This is a genomic window from Mycobacterium sp., assembly GCF_025965855.1.
Taxonomy (GTDB): Bacteria; Actinomycetota; Actinomycetes; order Mycobacteriales; family Mycobacteriaceae; genus Mycobacterium.
On record NZ_JAOPWB010000025.1, the window covers coordinates 1 to 9,548 of the forward strand.

At 63.9% G+C, this 9,548-nt stretch carries 8 protein-coding genes; 1 reads left to right on the forward strand and 7 read right to left on the reverse strand.

Annotated elements, in window-relative coordinates; genetic code table 11:
- From JWP83_RS02080 to JWP83_RS02100, 5 genes are all read right to left on the reverse strand, one after another.
- Positions 1 to 3,366, reverse strand: a 3,366-nt coding sequence (locus JWP83_RS02080) for a hypothetical protein (protein WP_297725303.1), incomplete at its 3' end; no start/stop codon positions are given.
- Entirely contained in the window at positions 3,363 to 4,085 is a 723-nt protein-coding gene (locus JWP83_RS02085) for a hypothetical protein (RefSeq protein WP_297725305.1), read from the reverse strand. The genes JWP83_RS02080 and JWP83_RS02085, both read right to left, overlap by 4 nt.
- Complete coding sequence (locus JWP83_RS02090) at positions 4,082 to 5,665, reverse strand: hypothetical protein (RefSeq protein WP_297725307.1); 1,584 nt, start codon at positions 5,663 to 5,665, stop codon at positions 4,082 to 4,084. Before JWP83_RS02090 ends, JWP83_RS02085 begins: the two co-directional genes overlap by 4 nt.
- A gap of 258 nt (positions 5,666 to 5,923) precedes the next feature.
- A complete protein-coding gene (locus tag JWP83_RS02095; protein WP_297725309.1) occupies positions 5,924 to 6,244 on the reverse strand; it encodes a hypothetical protein in 321 nt (106 codons plus the stop codon).
- Positions 6,245 to 6,368: 124 nt separating this feature from the next.
- The gene (locus tag JWP83_RS02100; protein WP_297725311.1) at positions 6,369 to 6,770 is read right to left on the reverse strand and encodes a hypothetical protein; all 402 of its coding nucleotides are present in this window, start codon (positions 6,768 to 6,770) and stop codon (positions 6,369 to 6,371) included.
- A 98-nt stretch (positions 6,771 to 6,868) separates the two neighbouring features.
- On the opposite strand from JWP83_RS02100, the gene JWP83_RS02105 reads away from it, so the two are divergent.
- The gene (locus JWP83_RS02105; protein WP_297725313.1) at positions 6,869 to 7,576 is read left to right on the forward strand and encodes a hypothetical protein; all 708 of its coding nucleotides are present in this window, start codon (positions 6,869 to 6,871) and stop codon (positions 7,574 to 7,576) included.
- Between the two features lie 131 nt (positions 7,577 to 7,707).
- On the opposite strand, the gene JWP83_RS02110 is transcribed toward JWP83_RS02105, so the two are convergent.
- Both JWP83_RS02110 and JWP83_RS02115 read right to left on the reverse strand, forming a co-directional pair.
- Complete coding sequence (locus JWP83_RS02110; RefSeq protein ID WP_367185567.1) at positions 7,708 to 8,658, reverse strand: zeta toxin family protein; 951 nt, start codon at positions 8,656 to 8,658, stop codon at positions 7,708 to 7,710.
- Positions 8,546 to 9,022 carry a winged helix-turn-helix domain-containing protein gene (locus JWP83_RS02115; RefSeq protein WP_297725315.1) on the reverse strand — a complete coding sequence of 159 codons (477 nt, stop codon included), beginning with the start codon at positions 9,020 to 9,022 and terminating at the stop codon, positions 8,546 to 8,548. Before JWP83_RS02115 ends, JWP83_RS02110 begins: the two co-directional genes overlap by 113 nt.
- Between the last annotated feature and the right edge of the window lie 526 nt (positions 9,023 to 9,548).

Consider the following 9,548-nt stretch of genomic DNA (forward strand, 5'->3'; position numbering starts at 1 on the left):
TTCTCGCGGTGCGGGGTCCCCTGCCCAGATCTCTACGACATCGGTGAATGCGTCGACGTCGGCCTTGAGTTCGTCGCGTAGGTCGATGGCGTCTTGCTCGGCTGAAACGGCGGCATCGCGGCGCTCAAGTAGCTCGGCGTTGCGTATCGTCAGGCGCTCTAACAGGGAGGGAATTTCATCGGGCGTGGATGGTAGCCATTCCGGAACGTTGCTCAGGTCAACGTGATTCTGGCGATCTCCGGCGGTTGGCTGTGCGGCGCGTACCTCTTTGTCGGCGACGGTGAGCTCGTGCTCGGCGGCCACCCGCTCCTTCTCGCGCGTTGCGGCGGCGTCGTGTGCGCGTCGTTGTGCGCCGCTGAGTGAGTCCGCCGATGACGCTGCCGGCAGCAGTGTCAGTTCCTCGGCGCGCAGCACGATGTGGGTGTCATATCGGTCGTCGCGTCGGGAAATCGCTTGGCTGAGGTCTCTTTTCGCGCGGTCAAGCAACTCGGCTTCGATCATTCCGCGTTCGGCTGCGGACAGCTCATTGCGTAAGGACTGGGCTCGTGCGCGGATCACGTCGAGGTTGCCACCAGGGTCTTCGCCGGCCGTCTCGACGCCGAGGTCCGCTCGTTCGCGCTGACAGGCTCGGCGCTGGCTGCGCGCTTCGGCAGCGGTCTCGAGGTTGGCGGTGCGTGCGGCCTGGGCTTCGGTTTGTGCGGTCTCTGCGGTTGCTTCGTCTCGTTCTGCTCTGAGGCGCGCCGCGTCGACGGCGGGTCGCTCCTGCGTGGCGCTGCTCGCGGCGTCGGTCTTGCCGATTAGCTCTCTAGCGAGCGTGACTTGCTTATCAGCGCGAGTGGATTGCTGCCGTGCTGATTCAACGTTGCACCGGGCCTGCTCGGCGGTATCGCGGTGGCGGTCGCGTTCCTCGAGGAGTTCGTCGCGGCGTTCTTGCGCCGCGGCGACGGCATCGGCGGAGTTATGGGCGCGCGCTTCGAGGTCTTCGCGGCGGGTGTTGGGCCAGCGCTCGATGAAGCTCGCGCAGGCCGTGGCGGCGTTGCGGTAGCTGCTGGCGTCGTTACGGGCCTGTGCTGCGGCGGCTCCTTCGTCGACAGCGGTCTTCTCATATTCGGCGCGAGTTGTCTGGGCCCATCTGCGATCCCAGGTTGCTCGGTGCGGCAGCACCACGAATCGAGGACCATCAGTGGTGTCGAAGTCTGTGCCGGCGGGTGCGCTGGCAACGGTGACTGGTGTGCGCGTGCGGGGTTTGGCGTCGCGGAGATAGTCGACGGCCGCCGCCAGCCGAGCCGGGTCGGACACGATGACTCCGCCGGCGATGTCGGGATGGCTGGTGATGAATTCTGGTCGAGCGTCGGGTTCAGCAATGTTGTGCTCGATCCACTCCAGACCGCTGACGGCGCCGATTCTCTGGGCGCGTAGGGCCTCAACGATGGCGAGGACATCGGCGCCTGTCGATGCGGTGCCGGTTTGGTCGAGATGTGCCAGTTCCTCGCGCGCCGCATTGGCTAGTCGTTCGTGTTCGGCGGCGCGACGGTCGGCGTCTCGCGCGGCGTCGTTGGCTAATGGGTGTGCGCGCTCGAGCTCTGCGGTCGTGTGTGCTCGCCCGCTCAGGAGGTTCTGCACGATGGGATGGGTTGCGACCGAATCGAATTCGGTGGTGAATGTATCGAGTCGCCCCTGGTCGTCTTGGGCGGTAGCCCGCAGCGTGATGAGTTCGGCGTCGACGCTGTTGATTTGCGTGTCGGTCGCTGACCGGGCGTGTTCTGCGTCGATTGCTCGCCGGGTTTCCTCGTCGCAGTGGAGTGTGGCGGTACCGCGGGTGTCCTGCCATCGGCGCAGGCATTGCTCGGCGGACTCGCCGGCCGCCAGCCACCGGGCCGCCAGTGCAGCTTGGGTGGAGTTCTGCGCCTGGCGTGTGCAGTCGTCGATTTCTTCGAGGCGGCGACGGGCTGCGCTGCGGCGAGCAGCGGCGTCTTTCTCGGCGATCTTGGCTTTTCGTTCCTCCTCGAGTGCTTCGTCGGCGCGCGCGCTGGCTGTCTCGGCGACGGTGTGTGCTTCTCGGGCAAGGCCTTCGAGTCGGGCTGCCAGGCGGGTGGCGGCGGCATCTACGCTGGCGCGAAGTGGTCCCAGTCCGGCGTCTGCGCGGTTGTAGGCCAGTTGTGCTGCGTCGCGGGCCGCCTGGGCTATCTGTACGTCAAGGACGGAATTGACCGCCTGCCACGCCAAGTCTTCCTGCTGCGCGATCTCGGCGGCTTCGGCGTGGCGCTGCACCTCATCGTGGGCGCCCACGGCCCGAGCCCGTGCTTCTTCCAGCAGTAGCTGAAGGCGAATATCGCTGATCTGGCCGTATTCGCGGCGGGCAGTGACCGCATCCTGGGCGGCGCTTTGGACTTCGTGTTCTTGTTCGGCGAGCAGAGTGCGATCCTGGGCGAGTCGGGCGTACGCGGCGCCGGCAAGCTCTTTGCCTTGGGTTTGGACACGAAGTGCGTCGGCGGTGGCCTTGTCTGCAGCGATGGCTCTGCCTGCGATCTGCTCGATGGTGGGTCCGATCTTTACGCAGAAGTCTGAAAGCGCCTGCAATCGTGGCCGTTTCACTGCCAGCTCGGCGTAGTTGCCGAGTTTGCCCGTGAAGTCGGCGATGTCGCGATCGTCGTTGAGTGCCGCGATGAAGAACCGCACGACGTTGTCGGGTGAGTCGAACGCCTTCAACAGCCGCTCGGCCCCGGTCTCCGAGTCGTTCATGCGCATCTGATAGCCGAACAGGACTGGGTCGACGCTGGTGTTGTCCTCGAGCGATTGGGTCCATTCCTGCTGGGTCCGGGTGAGTACCCAACCGGTGGCGGGATACTGCCCGAGAAGGTCGGTGAGCTTGTCGAGGTAGGTGCTGAACGTGGCGCGGTGTTCGCCTACGACGAAGGGCAGATCATCGATGCCGGGCAGATGTGGGCCTGTGCGGAATAGGTACCACGCGCGGTGCATGTTCGTCGTCGATCGCTGCCTGTGCGGCGGTTGGCGGCGACCGTCCTTCCATTCCATGACGGTGCCGGTAACTGTGTTGACCCCGGTGGTGGTGTCTTCCCATTCGCAGACGACATGGCCGGTGTCGCCGGTGAGGATGTAGTCGCCGAGGTTCTTGCCGCCCACCTGTGACCGCGACGCCGGCACGACGAGACTGGATATCAATGTGATCAGCGTCGACTTACCGCCCGTGTTGGTCAACGACAGCAACACGCGGGATGCGGCCCCGCCGGCCGTCGTGAAATCCAGGTCGAGCGGGTCGAATCGAGCCCCGTCTGGCCCCACGCCGTGCAGCCGTACTCTACGCAGCCTCAGCGGCGGCACAGGTAACACATCTGGAGCAGTCATTGCGGTTGGCTGGTTTGTTGCGCCAAGTCGTTGACCAAGACGTACAGCTCGGAGTCCCCGCACAAGGTGGCCACCGCGTGTCGAAACCTGGGGCGTGCCAACCAGGTTCCGCCGTCGACGTCGCTGCGCGGTGTCAGGTAGCCGGCTTCGGCGAGCAGCCTGGCGATCTTGTTGACCATGCCTGGGCGGTCGGCGGCGGAACGCCGCTGAGCGTTGGGGCGCGCTGGGGCAAGTGCCATCCAGCCCCGCCAGGACTCAAGGAGCTCTTCGTCTAAGGCACCATCGTGCTCGGCAGTGTCGCTGTGAGTTTCTGCGGCACGGTCGAGGACTTCGACGACTGCACGCGTTGTGAACACGGCAACGCGGTCTGGGTCGTCGACCATCACCGGCTCGGGGTAAGCGGTATGGGCGATCGCGAGAATGACCGCGCCGACGACGGCCCGTTGGGTGGGCCCTGCGCGTTTCATCACGTCGGTCAGGGTCACGCGCAGTGGTGAATCGGGTGCGGCAGTGACGATTGCGCCTTCACGGTCGTCGACGGTCAAATACAGTCCGGCGCCAATGAATACGGTATCGACCGCAGAGGCAAAATCGGCATCGTTTCGGTACCGCATGATCAGCCGGTGATAGTCGTCGTGGCGCGCGGGTGTCTCACGGGGACGCGCTGCCCAGCCGAGCATCCGCCCGATGTCGGCGGCGTCGCCGCCTGCCAGATTCATGCGATCGCCTCCTCGCTGATGTCGACCCCGGCCGCGCCGGTGTCAATCTCCCCGTTGTCGATGTGTTCATCGGCTGGTGCGTCGATGTCAGCCGTAACGACTCCCGGTACGAGAATCAGGTCCGCAGCATGGACGCCATATTCATCGATCTCGGCGCCGCTAGCGGCGGCCACCACAACGCGATCCCCCACCGAACGGCCGGAAAGACGGGTTGCCCACGCTCGGTGGGCCGCATGGACGGTAGCGGCCACAAGGAGGCCACTGTCCAAGGGTTCACCGTCCAGGTCGCTGACGGCTGCGGCCAGTTCCTCAGCGCGACCCAGTAGTTGCGCGAGTCGGGTAGGTTCATCAATTCCGTCGAGAATCGACTTCACAGCGGATTCATATGGCTCCCACCACAACTCGGGTTCGTCGTCATCGAACTCCGGATCAACGAATTCTTCACCAAGATCGGGAATTCGCGGCGGCGCACACAATTCATCGGTGAGCGTCGACATTGAAGGCCACCACCGCGCCGCGATTCCTCCGACGTGCGCGAGCAGCCGAACAGTGGCAACGCCACTGTCTCGAATCGGCCGGGCCAGAAAGGGATTCAGCAGGTCTGAGCTGACAACAGCGCGGTGCACCGCGTGCGGAGGGCGTGCGAAGCGGTCGTCGAGAGCTTCGCGCAGCCGGCCGCGCGCACCGATGAGGTGGCCGTGCAGCTCGTTGTGGCGGTGTCGGCATTCGCGGAGAATTTCGACCAGTTGGTTGGCCGCCGTCACCCGCCCGGGGTCCTCCATTCGTGAGCGGCGCTCAGCAACTGCGTCGAGCAGAACGCCTTCGGCCTCGAGCCGGTCCCGCACATGGGTCAGCGCAGAGTTCAACAGCTGTGGCACGTCGCCCAACCAGTCGTGGGTGTCGGGGTCGATGAGGGTGTCGGCGACGATGCGCCGGACCCGTTCCTGATATTGGATCGATTGGTAGCGCGCCAGGCGCGCGATTTGAACCGCAGACTCGACAGCGCCACGCGCGATCAGGGCGCTCAGTTGGGCTTCGTTCGCGATCTGCGCAGCCTCGATATCGAGGTCCAGGGCCTCGACGAAGATGTTGATCGCTTGCTCAGAGGCCCGCAGGTACTCCTGGCCGTCCTCGCCACCGGCGTGCACGTAGAGCAACCGGAAGCGCTGAGCTCGCCACTGCGGTCCTTCCTCGGTGTGAACGAGGTAGGGCACGTTCTCGACATCTGTGGTGACCAGCGACACCACAACACGCTCGGCGACTGCCGTCCACTCGGCGCGTTCCGCGCCGGGTGCTTGGCGGCTGGCTTGGGTCGCGGCGTAGTCGACGGTTTCGTCCCAGGTTCGGCCCACCGAGATTCCCATCGCCAGTGCGACCTGATCGATGACCGCAAGAGCGATGTTGAACAGGTCGTAGCGGCGCCAAAAATCGCCGTCGTACTGGGACTTGTTGCGTTCGATGTCGGTCAGCACCTGGATCGGCGCCAGCGCGCGGCGGCGCCTCACGATCGACGCGTCGTCGGTCGGGATCGTCACATTCCAGCTCGCGGGAGCAGGGAGCAGCTCGAGGTCGTCGTGCAACGTCGCTACCTCCCCTCACAGCGGCACGGCCCCTTCCAGAGACGGCGGCGCCGACTGGCTAGCAAAGAACTGATCCGCCGTCCTTAGCGTGTCACAGTGCACTGACAAATACACCGGCAATCGCCCACCCCGCATCCGTGCACGAGTGTCCGTGGCCATGTGAAAGTCCCCATTTGTGGCCAGCTGTAGGTCCCCACTGATGGCCAGATGGATGTCCCATCGGTGGCCAGGTAGATGTCCCCACTGTCTAATCGGAACTCAAGTGACTTGGGACAGTGACGTCCACAGCGAACCACGGTTAGGTCGCCTGGGAACACTGCAGCCGAGAGCCTTGATCGCGGACTCGGCGATCTGCCCGACACGATGAATCTCCTTGCGCAGTTCCGCCAACTCGTCGTATCGGTCGATCGCCTCGGCGCCGCACCATAGCCGTAGGATCGCCCGGCGCGGCTTGTAGTACTCGTTGTCGGTCTGGATGCAGATATCGGCTGGAATGGTGTAGTCCGGACGGGAACCGCGGCCGCGATACCAACGCCCGTGGATCGCCTTATAGCGTGCCTCGCTCTCCTCTTTCTGCACCGCGTCCAGGATCGGGGTTGGGTTACGCCGCGCAGCGGCCGACGCGATCTTTTCGGTGACGGGTCAGGGCGCCACCAGATCCTCACCGTCGGTGAACCCGTCGGGGCACTGCGTCCACAACGTCTCATCCAGGCCGGTGATGTCGGCGAGGCGGCTCGAGTTTGTGATGCGACATGCACCGGTACTCCCGGTGCTCCATCCGCGCGACGTCGTGATCGATGAGCGTTTCGAAGACCACCTCGGCGGCTCTGCCGACCGGGTCGTCGCCGATACCTAGCTCGTCGATGCGATTCCAGCGCGCCTCGTGTTCCCGGAACCCATCGACCGCGGCCCAGCGCACCTTCAAACGCGCCGGCGAGACCCACTCCTGGCGGCCCTCGAATCTTTCGTCGACGAACCGCACCAATAGCCGGGGTGGTCGTTGTGTCCCCAGTTTGAGCACCTCGACTTCGACGACGTCATCGATCGGGCGGGCACGATAGGCCCATGACTCACCAACCTGGGGGCGACTTTCCGTTGTCGCCACACGACAAGTGTGCGGGCCGGGCGGTTGCCGATCGAGTGTTTTCTTCGGAGACGCATCGACGTAATCACAGTGACTTCCATGAGATTTAGCTTCTAACCGTGCCCGCTGACCTCGACACGTACGAATGCCTCGGCGACCTCGAGACTTCGTTCAGGGTGACGGCCAAAGACGAACGCCGGCAACGGGACCGACAACGTTTGCGTGACTCCATGCGCTGCGAGGTCGCACAACTGAGTTACGAGCAGTATCGTGCGGGCGCGCCATGCCCAGGATGCCGTCGTCCCTATGTGGATGCTGAGCCATTCGAGAACAAGGGCACGATGCATTTTTCCGACGCCGAGCGTGCCCGGTACGACGACGAGGAGACCCGGTTCAAAGCCGCCCACGGTTCGTGCGGGTCCCATCGCCACAGCGTCTCAGGGTCGCTGACCATGCATTGCGGCAAGTGCTGTCCGATGCCACCGTTATCACCCGCCCAGATTGCCCGGCTCGGCCCCTTGTTGAGACCAACGCCCTCACATGAACTGATGGTTTGGCAGCTGCGCCTGTACTGCGGGCACACCGTTGAGCGCACCGCCCATTCGAGTCACAAAACCATCCACGCCGCCTTTTGTGGCGCAGTCCGCTGTGCGCAATGCGGCCTTGACCCGGCGACGATAATCGATGCCCGTGCGATCGGGCCGGCTGGGAAACCACCGCACCAAGCGCCGACCCCTGCACGCCGGAAACCTACCCGTGCCGAACTTAAAACACGGATACAGCAATTGGAAGCAGAAAACGAACGGCTCCGCAGCGGTCATCATTGAGTCGGAGATGCTGAGAGTCGCTTGATTACACCTGGACACCGGAGAAGCGGCGCTGCCCGAAACCCTTGCAGACGACTCCGCGGTACCGAAGGCTCGGGATAGTCCGCGTTTGATGCCACCAGCGGCCCAAGTTACTGGCGGTAGAACCGTTCGTCTGCCACTTCGAGCGTCCCGGTTGTCAGCCTGCGCAGGATGGTGACATGCACGTGTGGGATTTCGCCGGACTGTGCAGAGTCGATGAATTGCAGTGCGTGAGTGGTGCATATGGATTGCCCACCCTTTGGGTAGCAGATGTCGATGGCGTCGACGGGGGTGAATCGGCCGCCGAGCTGATCGGCACCACTTACCCAGTCGAGCCGGCCTCGCCACCAGCGGGTTAAGGCGTACTCGTGGGCGGCCGCTGGTCCACTGTCCACGCCATACACCTCGATGTCGGTGTACTCGGAGTCGGCGAGCTCGCGAAATATTCTCGGGCCCTGGCCGTCCCAGGTGAGCGTGCCTTCGATCACGACATTCTCCTTGCGGTGGATGCAAATTCGTCGAATCTGGTCGGCCAGCTTCACCGATTCCAGGTGCACGAGCCCGGAGAGTTCACGGGGCGCCAATGCGTATCCGTCGGCGAGAATCTCGGCGAGTAGATGACCGTAAACGCCGTCGTCGATTGCCTCCTCGATGAGGTAGTCCTTGATGATGTCGGCGTCGATGACACGGTAGTCGTCGAGATCGGCGACTACCGCGTGGAGCATCGAGCTCTTTCCGGATCCTGGGGCGCCCGCCGTGATGATCGCTGACCGGCCGTCGCGGCGCGGGTCCCCACGGGCGAGGTACCTGTCGACGATGCGTTTGTGGAGCACTAGCCGACTGACGTCGGTGGCGTAACGGCGTTCAGTGCATTCGGCCGCATCCCGATGCAGTGGTCCGCCTGCCGCCGATCGTGTGGTGAGCTGTTCAGCGACCTTCGCGCGCAGGCTATCGTCCCGCGCCACTGCCCATGCTCTTAAGGTGGCGCGTGGCCAGGCTTTGGAACTCCTCGTCGCTGAGCAGGCCCCGGTAGAAGGCCATCTCGATATCGTCCCAATCACCGGTTGTGTAGGCGTCGGTTGCGACACCGTCGATCCGTACCACGCCGCCGAAGGAGTACTTCCAATTCAGAAGTCTTTTCATCATCTCGTGGTCATCGATCATTCCGGCGACGCGGCGGTCAATGATCTCTGCGGGTGTCTCTTCGAGCAGCGACGGATCATCGGTGAGCCGGCGCAGGATGCGTTGCACCGTGGCCTGGGAGCGGATGCCCACGATGTCGCTGATTTGTCGCTGTGACAGTCCCGCGTGGTTGGCGGCCTGGTAGATCGCGCGCTCGAGTTCACGTTCGTCGATGCGTTGGCGTGCAGCTTCGACTGCGAGCCGCTTCTCGGCGGTGGTCGCATCGATAGTTTGAGTCGACATAACTTAAGCACCTCCGCGATTCATTTTGAATCACGATCAAGTGTACGGCGGCCGCGTGCTTCGCGCCACCGCGAAAGCAACCAGCTAGACAGTCGGACGCTTGCCCCACGGCTGCATTTATGCAGTGAACGTGAGACGCGGCCGCGCAGCTCTGGCAAACACCGCGCGCCCCGCGGGCGCTCGGCCCAGGCTGATCTCGCGGTCGTTCCACAGGCCTCAAAAGGGGACTGTCGCTAAGCCGCCGGGGAGGACAGTCACCGTGCTGATCAGCGAAGACTGAAGTTAGGCAACAAGATAGCTAAGTCAATTAGCAATTCTAATGTGGCCAGATCCGTGGCCAACGGGCATGAAAATGGCCCCAGAAATCACACCTCTGGGGCCATTTCCGCTGGTAGCGGGGACAGTGTGGTGATCCAGGACATGCGAATGGGGTGTCGCAAGACATCGGAATAGCCTGAGCCGGCCAGTTTCGGCGGATGTCGAAAGCCCGCTTAGTGATCACCGCTGTTGTCGTTGAAGGGCGGAG

What these genes read in the sequence shown, in the direction of transcription:
- JWP83_RS02085 (WP_297725305.1), bottom strand. Translation starts at nt 4,085, where the DNA reads ATGAATCTGGCAGGCGGCGACGCCGCCGACATCGGGCGGATGCTCGGC.
- JWP83_RS02115 (WP_297725315.1), bottom strand. Translation starts at nt 9,022, where the DNA reads ATGTCGACTCAAACTATCGATGCGACCACCGCCGAGAAGCGGCTCGCA.